The organism is Pseudomonas antarctica (assembly GCF_900624995.1).
Taxonomy (GTDB): Bacteria; Pseudomonadota; Gammaproteobacteria; order Pseudomonadales; family Pseudomonadaceae; genus Aquipseudomonas; species Aquipseudomonas antarctica.
On sequence record NZ_UYXQ01000004.1, the window covers coordinates 201,282 to 214,191 of the forward strand.

The 12,910-nt window shown below is 59.4% G+C and carries 15 protein-coding genes; all 15 read right to left on the reverse strand.

Features of this window, described 5'->3' with window-relative positions; genetic code table 11:
* Positions 1-89 precede the first annotated feature (89 nt).
* The gene (bamB, locus tag E0F99_RS04860) at positions 90-1,241 is read right to left on the reverse strand and encodes an outer membrane protein assembly factor BamB (protein ID WP_083356876.1); all 1,152 of its coding nucleotides are present in this window, start codon (positions 1,239-1,241) and stop codon (positions 90-92) included.
* Positions 1,234-1,875, reverse strand: coding sequence for a YfgM family protein (locus E0F99_RS04865; protein WP_083356875.1), 642 nt, complete (start codon positions 1,873-1,875; stop codon positions 1,234-1,236). The genes bamB and E0F99_RS04865 overlap by 8 nt, the downstream gene beginning before the upstream one ends.
* 41 nt (positions 1,876-1,916) lie before the next feature.
* Complete coding sequence (hisS, locus tag E0F99_RS04870; protein WP_083356874.1) at positions 1,917-3,206, reverse strand: histidine--tRNA ligase; 1,290 nt, start codon at positions 3,204-3,206, stop codon at positions 1,917-1,919.
* 21 nt (positions 3,207-3,227) lie between these two features.
* Positions 3,228-4,337: a flavodoxin-dependent (E)-4-hydroxy-3-methylbut-2-enyl-diphosphate synthase gene (gene ispG, locus E0F99_RS04875; protein ID WP_083356873.1), complete on the reverse strand. Its 1,110-nt coding sequence runs from the start codon at positions 4,335-4,337 to the stop codon at positions 3,228-3,230.
* A gap of 2 nt (positions 4,338-4,339) precedes the next feature.
* The gene (locus E0F99_RS04880; protein ID WP_083356872.1) at positions 4,340-5,344 is read right to left on the reverse strand and encodes a RodZ domain-containing protein; all 1,005 of its coding nucleotides are present in this window, start codon (positions 5,342-5,344) and stop codon (positions 4,340-4,342) included.
* Positions 5,344-6,102 carry a type IV pilus biogenesis/stability protein PilW gene (gene pilW / locus E0F99_RS04885; protein ID WP_083356871.1) on the reverse strand — a complete coding sequence of 253 codons (759 nt, stop codon included), beginning with the start codon at positions 6,100-6,102 and terminating at the stop codon, positions 5,344-5,346. Before pilW ends, E0F99_RS04880 begins: the two co-directional genes overlap by 1 nt.
* A 12-nt stretch (positions 6,103-6,114) precedes the next feature.
* Entirely contained in the window at positions 6,115-7,263 is a 1,149-nt protein-coding gene (gene rlmN / locus E0F99_RS04890; protein ID WP_083356870.1) for a dual-specificity RNA methyltransferase RlmN, read from the reverse strand.
* Positions 7,264-7,292: 29 nt separating this feature from the next.
* Entirely contained in the window at positions 7,293-7,718 is a 426-nt protein-coding gene (gene ndk, locus E0F99_RS04895; RefSeq protein ID WP_083356869.1) for a nucleoside-diphosphate kinase, read from the reverse strand.
* A 91-nt stretch (positions 7,719-7,809) separates the two neighbouring features.
* The gene (gene iscX, locus E0F99_RS04900; protein WP_083356868.1) at positions 7,810-8,010 is read right to left on the reverse strand and encodes a Fe-S cluster assembly protein IscX; all 201 of its coding nucleotides are present in this window, start codon (positions 8,008-8,010) and stop codon (positions 7,810-7,812) included.
* A gap of 14 nt (positions 8,011-8,024) precedes the next feature.
* Positions 8,025-8,366, reverse strand: a complete 342-nt coding sequence (gene fdx / locus E0F99_RS04905; RefSeq protein WP_083356867.1) for an ISC system 2Fe-2S type ferredoxin — start codon at positions 8,364-8,366, stop codon at positions 8,025-8,027.
* A 3-nt stretch (positions 8,367-8,369) separates the two neighbouring features.
* Complete coding sequence (gene hscA / locus E0F99_RS04910) at positions 8,370-10,232, reverse strand: Fe-S protein assembly chaperone HscA (protein ID WP_083356866.1); 1,863 nt, start codon at positions 10,230-10,232, stop codon at positions 8,370-8,372.
* 48 nt (positions 10,233-10,280) lie between these two features.
* Positions 10,281-10,802, reverse strand: a complete 522-nt coding sequence (gene hscB, locus E0F99_RS04915) for a co-chaperone HscB (RefSeq protein ID WP_083356865.1) — start codon at positions 10,800-10,802, stop codon at positions 10,281-10,283.
* Positions 10,803-10,810: 8 nt separating this feature from the next.
* Positions 10,811-11,134, reverse strand: a complete 324-nt coding sequence (gene iscA, locus E0F99_RS04920; RefSeq protein ID WP_003209680.1) for an iron-sulfur cluster assembly protein IscA — start codon at positions 11,132-11,134, stop codon at positions 10,811-10,813.
* A 28-nt stretch (positions 11,135-11,162) separates the two neighbouring features.
* A complete protein-coding gene (iscU, locus tag E0F99_RS04925; protein WP_003175965.1) occupies positions 11,163-11,549 on the reverse strand; it encodes a Fe-S cluster assembly scaffold IscU in 387 nt (128 codons plus the stop codon).
* Positions 11,550-11,648: 99 nt separating this feature from the next.
* Complete coding sequence (locus E0F99_RS04930) at positions 11,649-12,863, reverse strand: IscS subfamily cysteine desulfurase (protein ID WP_065874523.1); 1,215 nt, start codon at positions 12,861-12,863, stop codon at positions 11,649-11,651.
* Between the last annotated feature and the right edge of the window lie 47 nt (positions 12,864-12,910).

Genomic DNA, 12,910 nt, shown 5'->3' on the forward strand with positions numbered 1-12,910 from the left:
GGCAGCGGCTGGTGCTCGGGGCAGCATATTCAAATGCCGCATGCCCCGCCGAAGCGGGGCCGCCTGGGTTTTACCCCAAGCATAGTTGCTTACTTAATGGTCAGGGCTTCCAGCTTGCCGCTGTTGCCAAACACGTAAAGCATATTACCCACGACCAGCGGACGGGCACGCAGGCCGTCGCTGTCGATACGCTCGCGGCCGACAAAACGACCGTCCACCTGGCTCAGCAGATGCAGGTAACCTTCGAAGTCACCTACCGCTACGTAGCTGGAGAACACTTCCGGAGCCGACAGTTGACGGCGGGCCAGGGAGTCGTTGCTCCACAGTGCAGTGGTGGAACGCTCGTCGACACTTTCAACAGTACCTGACGCCAGGCTTACGTAGACGCTGCCAAACCCTTGGGCGACACCGGCGTAACTGGAAGCATCACGCTGCCAGTTGATGCGGCCGCTTTGCAGGTCCAGCGCCGCAACACGGCCCTGGTAGGTAGCGACGTAAATGGTTTCACCCGAGAGCAGCAAGCCGCCGTCGATGTCCACCACGCGATCCAGCTCGGAACGACCCTGAGGGATGGCCACACGGGTTTCCCAGGCCGGCACGCCGTTCTGGATATCCAAGGCGACCACTTTACCGGTCGACAGGCCTGCAACGGCCAGGTTGTTGGTCACAATCGGACCACTGGTACCGCGCAGGGTCAACACCGCAGGGGTGCTGTCGTATAACCAGCGCTGGTTGCCGGTGGCGGCATCCAGACCGATCACACGGTCATCCTGGGTTTGCACCACGACGATATCGCCATTGGTGGCAGGCGCCGAGAGCACTTCACTGGTCACCCGAGCGCGCCATTTCTCTTCACCCGTCGCCGAGTCCAGAGCAACCACGTCGCCTTTGAGCGTACCGACCAGCACCATGCCGTAGCCGACACCCACGCCACCGGAAACCGGTAGATCGAGGTCTTTCTTCCACTTCACGTCGCCATTCATGCGATCCATGGCAATGATCACGCCGGTGGAGTCAGTGGCCACAATGTTGTCGCCGTCGATCGCCGGCTGCAACAGGTTGTACAGGTCGCCCTGGCCATCGCCCACGGAGCGGCTCCACTGCTTCTGCAGGACCACTTCTTCCTTGAAGCTGGTCAGCTCGGCAGGAGGCAGTTCTTTTTTACTGTTGCTGCTGCAACCCGCGGCCAGAATGGCCAGAGCCAGCAATGCTGCATGTTTCCAACGGATCACGTCACGCATCCCCTTTGGCCAAGTCGTCCAGCTTGATTTGTAAGCCACCGACCGCCGCTTCATCAGACAGCGCCGCCTTGGCTTTTTGGTACGCAGCATGGGCTTCGTCGGTACGACCCAATTGGACCAACAGGTCGCCCTTGAGCTCTTCACGAGTGGCCACAAATGCCTTGTCAGCATCGCCGTCGAGCAGTTTGAGTGCTTCGTCAGCCTTGTTCTGTGCTGCCAACACCTGCGCCAGGCGCTGACGTGCGATTTCACCCAGAGTCGGGTTGGTCGGCTTGTCGGCGATGGCCTTCAGCTCGGTGGCTGCGTCATCCAGCTTGCCGGTGTCGACCGCAACTTTCGCGACGAACAGGCTGCCGTACTGGGCGTAGGTACTACCGCCGAATTCGGCTTTCAGCTTGCCGGCCAAGTCTGCCACTTGGGCAGGATCAGGCTTGCCGTCCGGCGTCAGCGTGGTTTCCAGCAATTGTTGATAGAGGATCGAGGCGCCTTGAGACTGGTTGGCCTGATACTTTGTCCAGGCTTGCCAGCCGAACACCACCACTAAAGCCAGCAGGCCGCCGGTAACCAGGGGCTTGCCGTTACGCTGCCACCAGTCCTTGAACTCGGCCAACTGCTCATCATCAGTACTCGACACCCCAATACTCCTTAATCGCTAAATTCGGCTGTTCGACAGCTTCAACCCTGCACGACGCAGGTGGCCAAGTGCGCGGCGAGCGCATCAAAGGCAATGTTCTGTTGCTCGCCCTGGCCACGCAGGGGTTTGAAACCTATCACTTGCTGGGCCAGTTCGTCATCGCCAAGGATCAGTGCATACAGCGCACCGCTCTTGTCGGCCTTCTTGAATTGGCTCTTGAAGCTGCCAGCGCCGGCATTGATCTGCAGGCGCAGGTTTGGCAGTTGGTCGCGCACTTTCTCGCTCAGGGCCAGGGCTGCCAGTTCGGCGGCCTCGCCAAAGGCGCACAGGTACACGTCCACCTGACGGGAAATTTCTTCCGGGACCTGCTCCAGGGTTTCGAGCAGCAGGATCAGCCGCTCGATGCCCATGGCAAAACCCACGCCCGTGGTCGGCTTGCCGCCCATTTGCTCGACCAGGCCGTCGTAACGACCACCGGCGCACACGGTGCCCTGGGCGCCGAGTTTGTCGGTGACCCATTCGAATACGGTTTTGCTGTAGTAATCGAGGCCACGTACCAGTTTCGGGTTGATCACGTACGGAATACCGGCCGCGTCCAGGCGAGCCTTGAGGCCCTCGAAGTGGATGCGCGATTCGTCGTCCAGGTAATCGGCCATTTTCGGCGCGTCGACCAGTATGGCTTGGGTGTCGGCGTTCTTGGTATCCAGCACGCGCAACGGGTTGGTTTTCAGACGGCGCTGGCTGTCTTCGTCCAACTTGTCGAGGTGGGCGGACAGGTACTCGACCAGGGCGACCCGGTAGCGGCCACGGGATTCACTGGTACCCAGGCTGTTGAGTTCAAGCTTGACCGCGTCGCGGATGCCCAGCAGGCCCCACAGGCGCCAGGTCAGCACGATCAACTCGGCGTCGATGTCCGGGCCGTCGAGGTTGAACACTTCCAGGCCAATCTGGTGGAACTGGCGATAACGGCCTTTCTGCGGGCGCTCGTGGCGAAACATCGGGCCGATGTACCACAGCTTCTGTGGCTGCCCACCCCCGGTGAGGCCATGCTCGAGCACGGCGCGCACGCACGCAGCAGTACCTTCCGGACGCAGAGTCAGGGAGTCGCCGTTGCGGTCTTCAAAGGTGTACATCTCTTTTTCGACGATGTCGGTCACTTCACCGATGGAGCGCTTGAACAGCTCGGTGAACTCGACGATCGGCATGCGGATCTGCTTGTAACCGTAGTTATCCAGCAGGCGCGCGACCGTGCTCTCGAAGTAGCGCCACAGTGGCGTCTGCTCCGGCAGGATGTCGTTCATGCCACGAATGGCTTGCAGAGACTTGCTCACATCTAATCCTTAAATTCGTTCTTAGCCGCGCGCGATCAGCGCTGCGTCAGCCGCGACCTTCTCGGCCGCTTTCTCGCGAATCAGTCTTTCGAGCTCATCCACCAGATTGTCATTCGTCAACTTCTGCGACGGCTTGCCGTCGATGTAAATCAGGTTCGGTGTGCCGCCAGTCAGGCCGATGTGCGCCTCTTTGGCTTCACCCGGGCCGTTGACCACGCAACCGATCACCGCAACATCCAGCGGCACCAGTAGATCTTCGAGGCGCCCTTCCAGTTCGTTCATGGTTTTCACCACGTCGAAGTTCTGCCGCGAGCAGCTCGGGCAGGCAATGAAGTTAATGCCACGGGAACGCAAATGCAGGGATTTGAGAATGTCGTAACCGACCTTCACTTCCTCTACCGGGTCTGCCGCCAGGGAGATGCGGATAGTATCGCCAATCCCTTCGGCGAGCAGCATACCGAGACCCACCGCAGATTTCACTGTGCCTGAGCGCAAACCGCCCGCTTCAGTGATACCCAAGTGCAGTGGCTGCACAATTTCCTTGGCCAGCAGGCGATAAGCTTCTACCGCCATGAACACGTCGGAAGCCTTTACGCTGACCTTGAAGTCCTGAAAATTCAGGCGCTCAAGGTGCTCAACGTGGCGCAGCGCCGATTCAACCAGCGCGGCCGGGGTCGGCTCGCCGTATTTCTTTTGCAGGTCTTTTTCCAGGGAACCGGCGTTGACGCCGATGCGAATCGGAATCCCGCGATCGCGTGCAGCATCCACCACCGCGCGCACACGGTCTTCGCGACCGATGTTGCCCGGGTTGATGCGCAGGCAGTCGACGCCCAGTTCGGCCACGCGCAAGGCGATCTTGTAGTCGAAGTGAATGTCGGCAACCAGCGGCACCTTGACCAGTTGCTTGATGCGGCCAAAGGCTTCGGCAGCGTCCATATCGGGTACGGAAACCCGTACGATGTCCACGCCGGCCGCTTCCAGACGGTTGATCTGGGCGACGGTGGCGGCGACATCATTGGTGTCGCTGTTGGTCATGCTCTGTACCGCGATGGGGGCGTCGCCGCCCACCGGCACCGTGCCGACCCAAATCTTGCGCGATACGCGACGTTTGATTGGAGATTCGCCGTGCATGACTATTGTCCCAACTTGAGGCGAGCAGTCTCGCCACTGGTGAACGGCGCTACGTCAACAGGCTGGCCGTTGTAGACCACTTGCGCGCCACGGGCAAAGCCCAGACGCAGCGTCAAAGGAGGCTTGCCGCCCTGGTCAAGCGTATCGCCCTTACGCTTCAAACCGCTGAACAGCACTTTGCCGTTGCCATCGGTGACTTGCGTCCAGCAGTCAGCGATGAAGGTAATCTGGATATGCCCGTCACCGGCGATCAATGCGGGTGCGCTGGGTGGCGTAACGGCTGGCGCTGCCGGAGCGGCCGGGGCAGTGTTCGCTGGAGCAGGTGCCGGGGGGGTATGGGCCTGGGCGGCCTGAGCAACTGGGGCGGCCGGGGTTACCGGCACAGCTTGAGCAGGCGCGGCGGCGGTCGCAGCCGGCGCAGTGCCCGCTTCCGGCGCTGCCGGCTCGGCAGTGGCCGGTGCTTCTGGTGCAGCCTGCGCTTGGGCAACCGCCTGGTCTTCGGGCTCATCCAACGGATGAATCTGAGTGGTGCCGTCGGCGCTTTCGACTTCGACGTGCTCCATAGCGTTGCTGGTCAGGTCCTTGCTGCGCTGGGACGCCTGGTCTTGCCACCAGACGAAACCGCCGCCAATCACAGCAATCAGCAGCAATAGACTGACAATTCGCAAAATCGTGTGGGAAACCCGTACCGGCTCTTCGATGCGACCCAGGCCATGCACATTACTGCCCTGGGAGTCGGTGCCGGTGAACTGATCGAATTCCTGTACCAACACGGTCTGGTCAATGCCCAGCAACTTGGCATAAGCGCGGATGTAGCCGCGGGCAAAGGTATGCCCAGGCAGCTTGTCGAACGCGCCGGCCTCCAGGTTGCCCAGGGATGTCGTGGTCAAATTGAGCTTGAGGGCCACTTCTGCCAGCGACCAACCATTGCTTTCGCGGGCCTGACGCAAGGTCTCGCCTGGGTTTACGCGATTAGCTGCTACAACTTCCGGGTGCGCCGCTTTCATCATTGCTCCGACAGGTATTGCTGATATTCCGGCGTACCGGGATAGAGTCGTTCGAGTTGCTGGCCAAAACGTGCGGCCGTGTCGCGTTCTTCATGAACAGTCGCCAGGCGCGCACCGAGCAATAGACTACGTGCATTTTGCCCGCTGAGCAGGCTAAAACGCTCGTAATAGTCACGTGCTGGCACATAATGCCTGTCTTCGTAAGACATCTCAGCCATTTCGAGCAACGCGCGTGGCTGGCGACTGTTCAAATGCAGGGCTTTTTCCAGTTGCTGACGCGCGCTGTCGCGCTGGCCGAGGCGCACCGAGGTAACCCCAAGGTTCTCGAATACCCGCGACCGCTCCGGGTAGAGGGCATCGGCAGAGGCTTGCTGGAAATAACGGGAAGCCTGGTCATAACGCTTCTGCTCGAACAGGAAGCTGCCGTAGTTGTTCAGCAGCCGGGGGTCGGCAGGACGGGAGGCCAGGGCTTTTTGAAAATAGTGATCGGCCAGCTCGGGCTCGGCCTGGGCCTGAAACACCAAGGCCAATGCGGCATTCGCGTCAGCATCCTCGCCATCCAACTCCAGGGCCTTTTTCAACGGCACCTTGGCCTGCTCGCTCATACCTTGGCGCAGATAACCCAGACCCAGTTGCACATAGGCAACTCGCGCCTCATCACGGCCTTTATCGGTTTGCAACGGGCTGTCATAGCCCGATGAAACACAACCGGCCACGAGGCCGGTAAAAAGTAAAAGCAGCGCAAGGCGCAAGGGCATAGAGTTCCTCTCTCAGATTCGATTCACAGCAATTTGCGGCAAATCTTCGGCGGCGTTAAGTTCGCGCACGGCGATATAACGTTCGCTGCGACGGGTGCGATCCAGCACCTGCCCTACCAATTGGCCACAGGCGGCGTCGATGTCTTCACCACGCGTGGTGCGTACGGTGACGTTGTAGCCGGCCTGGTGCAGTTGATCCTGGAAACGGCGGATAGCATTGTTGCTAGGCCGCTCGTAGCCAGAATGTGGAAACGGGTTAAACGGAATCAGGTTGATCTTGCACGGAGTGTTCTTGAGCAACTCGATCATCTCGACGGCGTGCTCAACCTTGTCGTTGATGTCCTTGAGCATGGTGTACTCAATGGTCAACACACGCTTCTCGCCCAAGGTTGCCATGTAACGCTGACAAGATTCGAGCAGCATCTTAAGCGGATACTTCTTGTTGATCGGCACCAATTGGTTACGCAATGCATCATTGGGTGCGTGCAGCGACAACGCCAGGGAGACGTCGATGTGCTTGGCCAGCTCATCGATCATCGGCACCACGCCTGAGGTCGACAAGGTCACACGGCGCTTGGAAATGCCGTAGCCCAGGTCGTCCATCATCAAATGCATGGCCGCGATCACGTTGTCGAAGTTCAGCAGCGGCTCACCCATGCCCATCATCACCACGTTGGTGATGGCACGGTCGACGGTTGCCGGGACGCTGCCAAAGGATTTGTTGGCAATCCACACCTGGCCGATGACTTCGGCGGCGGTGAGGTTGCTATTGAAGCCTTGCTTGCCGGTGGAGCAGAAACTGCAGTCCAGGGCACAGCCTGCCTGGGACGAAACGCACAATGTGCCGCGCTTGCCCTGGGGAATGTACACGGTCTCGACGCAGCTGCCGGACGCCACGCGCACCACCCACTTACGGGTGCCGTCGCTGGAGATGTCCTCGCTGACCACTTCGGGGCCACGGACCTCAGCAATAGCCTTGAGCTTGTCGCGCAGGGCCTTGCTGACGTTCGTCATGGCGTCGAAATCGTCGACGCCAAAGTGGTGAATCCACTTCATTACCTGACCGGCACGGAAACGCTTCTCCCCGATTGAGTCGAAGAATTTCTCCATTTCCGGCTGAGTCAGACCCAGCAGGTTGGTTTTAACAGTCGATGTAGTCATGGATTCACCCTCACTCTTTAAGCCAGTGCTTAGCGAGCGGTTACTTCAGTAGCAGCGAAAAAGTACGAGATTTCGCGAGCAGCAGCGGCTTCGGAGTCCGAACCGTGAACAGCATTGGCGTCGATGGATTCAGCGAAGTCAGCACGGATGGTGCCGGCAGCTGCTTCTTTAGGGTTGGTAGCGCCCATCAGCTCACGGTTCAGAGCGATAGCGTTTTCGCCTTCCAGAACCTGAACAACAACAGGGCCGGAGATCATGAAGGAGACCAGGTCGCCGAAGAAGCCACGAGCGCTGTGCTCAGCGTAGAAGCCTTCAGCTTCAGCTTTGGACAGTTGCTTGAGTTTCGAAGCTACAACCTTCAGGCCGGCTTTTTCGAAACGAGTGGTGATCTCGCCGATGACGTTTTTTGCAACAGCGTCAGGCTTGATGATGGAGAAAGTACGTTGAACAGCCATGGTGTAACTCCAGAAACGGTAATTTACGAAAAATTAAACCCGCGAATTATACGCGGGTTCTTAGGTATTGCCTAACTGCGTAAGGGAGGCGTCAGTCCTGCTCTTCTTTCCAGGCAGTCTGGATAGCTTCCAGGACCTTTTCACCGCCACGATCCCGCTCATCTTCAAACCCTGGCAACGCCATGACCATGTCACGCAAAGCTACAAAGTTCAGGGAGTAAGGATCCAGATCCGGGTTGCCGTCGGCCAACAGGATAGCGATCTCTTGCACATCAACCCATTTAAGAATCATGACACTTCCTTGAATCAATGCGGCGCTTCGGCCGCATGGTTGAGCGAGTACTTCGGAATTTCGACAGTGATGTCTTCAGTCCCAACCTTTGCCTGACAGCTTAGGCGAGAAGTCGGCTCCAGGCCCCACGCGCGGTCGAGAAAATCCTCTTCCAGCTCATCGGCTTCTTCCAGAGAGTTGAAACCCTCGCGAATCACACAGTGGCAAGTGGTGCAGGCGCAGACACCGCCGCAGGCACTCTCGATCTCGATGTGGTTGTCATGGGCAACTTCGAGGATGGACTTGCCGGTCTCAGCCTCCACGACCATACCGTCCGGGCAATGCTCGGCGTGTGGCAGAAAAATGACCTGCGGCATTAATTATTCCTCGATTTCATTCAGATTGCGTCCCGCCAGGGCGGCTTTTACCGACTGGTCCATACGACGGGCGGCAAAAGCATCGGTCACTTGCGACAGACGCTTGGTCTGTTGCTCGATGGCGTAACCATCAGTGCTTTTCATCAGTTCGGCCAGTTCCTGCATCTGCAGGTCGATGACCATGCGCTCTTCGGCATCCAACAGGCGCTCGCCATCAGCATCAAGGGCACCCTGCACGGCTTCGAGCAGGCGCTGAGCGTCGACTTGCTGCTCACGCAGTACGCGGGCGACCTTGTCGTCACCGGCATACTGGAACGAATCCTTGAGCATCTTGGCGATTTCGCCGTCGGTCAGGCCGTAGGACGGCTTGACCTGGATGCTGGCTTCAACGCCCGAGGCCAGTTCACGCGCAGCCACGCTGAGCAGGCCATCGGCGTCGACCTGGTAGGTCACGCGAATCTTCGCCGCGCCCGCAACCATCGCCGGAATGCCGCGCAATTCAAAACGCGCCAGGGAGCGGCAGTCGCTGATCAGCTCGCGCTCGCCTTGCAGCACATGAATCATCATGGCCGTCTGGCCATCTTTATACGTAGTGAAATCCTGGGCGCGGGCGACGGGGATGGTGGTGTTACGTGGAATCACCTTCTCCATCAGGCCGCCCATGGTTTCCAGCCCCAAGGACAGCGGGATAACGTCGAGCAGCAGCAATTCGCCACCGTCGCGCTTGTTACCGGCCAGGGTGTCGGCCTGGATCGCGGCACCGATAGCGACGACTTGATCCGGGTCGATTTCAGTCAGCGGCTGGCGACCAAAGGCTTCGGCAACGGCTTCGCGAACCCGTGGGACGCGGGTCGAACCGCCGACCATGACCACGGCGGCAACGTCTTCGAGCTCAACACCGGAATCACGCACTGCACGGCGGCAGGCTTTAAGGCTGCGCGCGACCATCGGTTCGATCAGCGCGTCGAACGCTTCACGGGTCAGTTGAGCCGACCAGGAACCGTAGGAAACGTCTACAGAACGGGCGTCAGTCAGCGCTTCTTTGGCCGCACAGGCGGTTTGCAGCAGATTACGCTGCTCGCCCGGGTCCAGGTCGGCCGACAAGCCGGCGCTGGTGATGATCCAGCCGGCAATCGCGTGATCGAAGTCATCGCCGCCCAGGGCAGTGTCGCCACCGGTGGCCAGTACTTCGAACACACCGCCGGTCAGGCGCAGGATCGAAATATCAAAGGTGCCGCCGCCCAGGTCGTAGATAGCAACCAAGCCTTCGGCGTGCTGATCCAGGCCATAGGCCACAGCGGCCGCAGTCGGCTCATTGAGCAAGCGCAGCACGTTGAGACCGGCGAGTTTCGCCGCGTCCTTGGTGGCTTGGCGCTGAGCGTCGTCGAAATACGCCGGAACCGTGATCACCGCGCCGACCAGTTCACCGCCCAAGGTGGTTTCCGCGCGCTGGCGCAGTACCTTGAGGATATCGGCCGACACTTCCACCGGGCTTTTCGGGCCCTGGACGGTGTCAATGAACGGCATATGCGATTCGCCGCCGACAAAGCGGTACGGCAGCTGCTCGCCCAATTGCTTGACGTCGGACAGACCACGACCCATCAAGCGCTTGACCGACAGTACGGTGTTCAGAGGATCGGAGGACGCCGCCAGCTTGGCTGACTCACCGACTTCGATGTGGTCAGCGTGATAGCGCACGGCAGACGGCAGGATAACCTGGCCATCGGCGTCGGGCAGCGGCTCGGACAGGCCACTGCGCAAGGCAGCGACCAGGGAATTGGTGGTGCCCAGGTCAATCCCGACCGCCAGGCGACGCTGGTGCGGTTGAGGGCTTTGGCCGGGTTCGGCGATCTGCAGTAGGGCCATGGTAATCAGGTCTTATCTGTCTATCAGGCGTGCACGGGCAGCACTGGGTTAATCGTCGAGGCGCTCTTCTAGCTGGCGCACTTCGTAGGTGAGCTTGTCGAGGAACTGCATGCGCCGCATCAGGCGTTCGGCCTGTTCACGTTGCGCTGCATCATCCCAACAGGCTGCGAAGCTTTCGTTGAGCTCATCCTGGGCCACTTTCAGACGGCGTTTGAAGACTGCGACGCCGGCCACATCGGCCTCGTCCTGCAATTCTTCGAGTTCTTCACGCCACTGCATCTGCTGCATCAGGAAGTCCGGGTCGTGCACCGTGACTTCAATCGGCAACTCACCACCGTTCATCGCAAGCAGGTAACGCGCGCGTTTCGGGGGGCTTTTAAGCGTCTGATAGGCTTCATTGAGGCTGGCCGACTGCTCCAGCGCCAGGCGTTGCTCACGCTCGGAAGCGTCAGCGAAGCGGTCCGGATGCACACCACGCGCCAATTCTCGGTAGCGCGTGGCAAGCTGCTCGAGGTCCAGCCGAAAGCTCGGCTGCAGCTCGAATAAAGCGAAATGACAAGGAGTACCCACAAATAGCCTCAGATGTTGAAGCTTTCGCCGCAGCCACATTCACCGCGTACGTTGGGGTTGTTGAACTTGAAGCCTTCGTTCAACCCTTCCTTGACGAAATCGAGCTCGGTGCCGTCCAGGTAGGTGAGGCTTTTAGGGTCGATGATCACTTTCTCACCGTGACTTTCGAACACCTGATCCTCTTCAACCACCTCGTCGACAAACTCCAGCACGTAGGCAAGGCCGGAACAGCCCGTGGTGCGAACACCCAGACGAATCCCCTCACCTTTACCGCGCCCATTCAGGGAGCGGCGAATGTGCTGCGCAGCCGCTTCTGTCATGCTGATAGCCATCGTTGACTCCTTACTCGTCGCCAAATGCTTAGATCAAGCCTTTCTTCTGCTTGTAGTCGCGAACGGCCGCTTTGATAGCGTCTTCTGCGAGTACGGAGCAGTGAATTTTCACCGGCGGCAGGGCCAGTTCTTCGGCCAGCTGGGTGTTGCTGATAGTGACAGCCTCATCCAGGGTCTTGCCTTTCATCCACTCGGTAGCGAGGGAGCTGGAGGCAATGGCAGAACCGCAGCCGTAAGTCTTGAACTTGGCGTCTTCGATAACGCCAGCGTCGTTGACCTTGATCTGCAGGCGCATAACGTCGCCGCACGCCGGAGCGCCGACCATGCCAGTGCCGACATCAGGGTCTTCCGCGTTCATCTTGCCGACGTTGCGCGGGTTTTCGTAGTGGTCGATGACCTTTTCGCTGTAAGCCATGGTACTGAATCCTCACTCATCAGGGCCGCTCTGGAACCCTGTAAAAACGCCTGCGTTTTCCGCCACGTTTCTACAGAGCTTGGGTGGCGGCTTCTATATTTAGTGTGCCGCCCACTCGATCTTGGAAATGTCGACACCGTCTTTGTACATGTCCCACAGCGGCGACAGAACGCGCAGCTTGTTGACGGCTTCGCAGACTTTCTGCGCGGCGTAGTCGATTTGCTCTTCGGTGGTGAAGCGGCCGAACGTAAAGCGGATCGAGCTGTGTGCAAGTTCGTCGTTGCGGCCCAGGGCGCGCAATACGTACGAAGGCTCAAGCGAGGCCGAGGTGCAGGCCGAGCCGGACGAAACCGCCAGGTCCTTGAGCGCCATGATCAGCGACTCGCCTTCGACGTAGTTGAAGCTCAAATTCAGGTTGTGCGGTACACGGGCGGTCATGCTGCCGTTGATGTACAGCTCTTCAAGGTTTTCGACCTGCTTGTAAAAGCGATCGCTGAGGGCCTTGATGCGCACGTTTTCGGCAGCCATGTCTTCTTTGGCCACACGGAAAGCTTCGCCCATGCCGACGATCTGGTGGGTCGCCAGGGTGCCGGAACGCATGCCGCGCTCGTGACCGCCGCCGTGCATGGTGGCTTCGATCCGCACGCGAGGCTTGCGGCTCACGTACAGCGCGCCAATGCCTTTAGGACCGTAGGTCTTGTGGGCCGAGAACGACATCAGGTCGACTTTAAGCTTGGACAGGTCGATGTCGACCTTGCCGGTGGACTGAGCAGCGTCGACGTGCAACAGGATACCCTTGGAACGGGTCAGCTCGCCGATGGCCGCGATGTCGTTGATGGTGCCGATTTCGTTGTTCACGTGGATCACAGAAACCAGGATGGTGTCTTCACGCAGCGCGGCTTCGATCATGGCCGGGGTGACGATACCGTCGGTGGTTGGCTCGAGGTAGGTAACCTCAAAACCTTCACGCTCCAGTTGGCGCATGGTGTCGAGGACAGCCTTGTGCTCAATCTTGGTGGTGATCAGGTGTTTGCCTTTGGTCGCGTAGAAATGCGCCGCACCCTTGATTGCCAGGTTGTCGGACTCGGTTGCACCGGAGGTCCAGACGATTTCGCGTGGGTCGGCGCCCACCAGGTCAGCAACTTGGCGACGAGCATTCTCGACCGCTTCCTCGGCTTTCCAGCCGAATACGTGGGAACGGGAGGCCGGGTTGCCGAAGTTTCCGTCAACCAGCAGGCATTCGCTCATCTTTTGCGCGACACGCGGATCAACCGGGGTGGTCGCTGAGTAATCAAGGTAAATCGGCAATTTCATGGACTTTCTCCTAAATCAGGCTGGCTGGCGTGCCGTTAGCTCTGCGG

Coding starts and splice junctions, on each gene's coding strand:
- hscA (WP_083356866.1), bottom strand. CDS start 10,232: ATGGCCCTACTGCAGATCGCCGAACCCGGCCAAAGCCCTCAACCGCAC.
- ispG (WP_083356873.1), bottom strand. CDS start 4,337: ATGCACGGCGAATCTCCAATCAAACGTCGCGTATCGCGCAAGATTTGG.
- E0F99_RS04930 (WP_065874523.1), bottom strand. CDS start 12,863: ATGAAATTGCCGATTTACCTTGATTACTCAGCGACCACCCCGGTTGAT.
- rlmN (WP_083356870.1), bottom strand. CDS start 7,263: ATGACTACATCGACTGTTAAAACCAACCTGCTGGGTCTGACTCAGCCG.
- iscU (WP_003175965.1), bottom strand. CDS start 11,549: ATGGCTTACAGCGAAAAGGTCATCGACCACTACGAAAACCCGCGCAAC.
- ndk (WP_083356869.1), bottom strand. CDS start 7,718: ATGGCTGTTCAACGTACTTTCTCCATCATCAAGCCTGACGCTGTTGCA.
- iscX (WP_083356868.1), bottom strand. CDS start 8,010: ATGATTCTTAAATGGGTTGATGTGCAAGAGATCGCTATCCTGTTGGCC.
- pilW (WP_083356871.1), bottom strand. CDS start 6,102: ATGCCCTTGCGCCTTGCGCTGCTTTTACTTTTTACCGGCCTCGTGGCC.
- bamB (WP_083356876.1), bottom strand. CDS start 1,241: ATGCGTGACGTGATCCGTTGGAAACATGCAGCATTGCTGGCTCTGGCC.
- fdx (WP_083356867.1), bottom strand. CDS start 8,366: ATGCCGCAGGTCATTTTTCTGCCACACGCCGAGCATTGCCCGGACGGT.
- iscA (WP_003209680.1), bottom strand. CDS start 11,134: ATGGCTATCAGCATGACAGAAGCGGCTGCGCAGCACATTCGCCGCTCC.
- E0F99_RS04880 (WP_083356872.1), bottom strand. CDS start 5,344: ATGAAAGCGGCGCACCCGGAAGTTGTAGCAGCTAATCGCGTAAACCCA.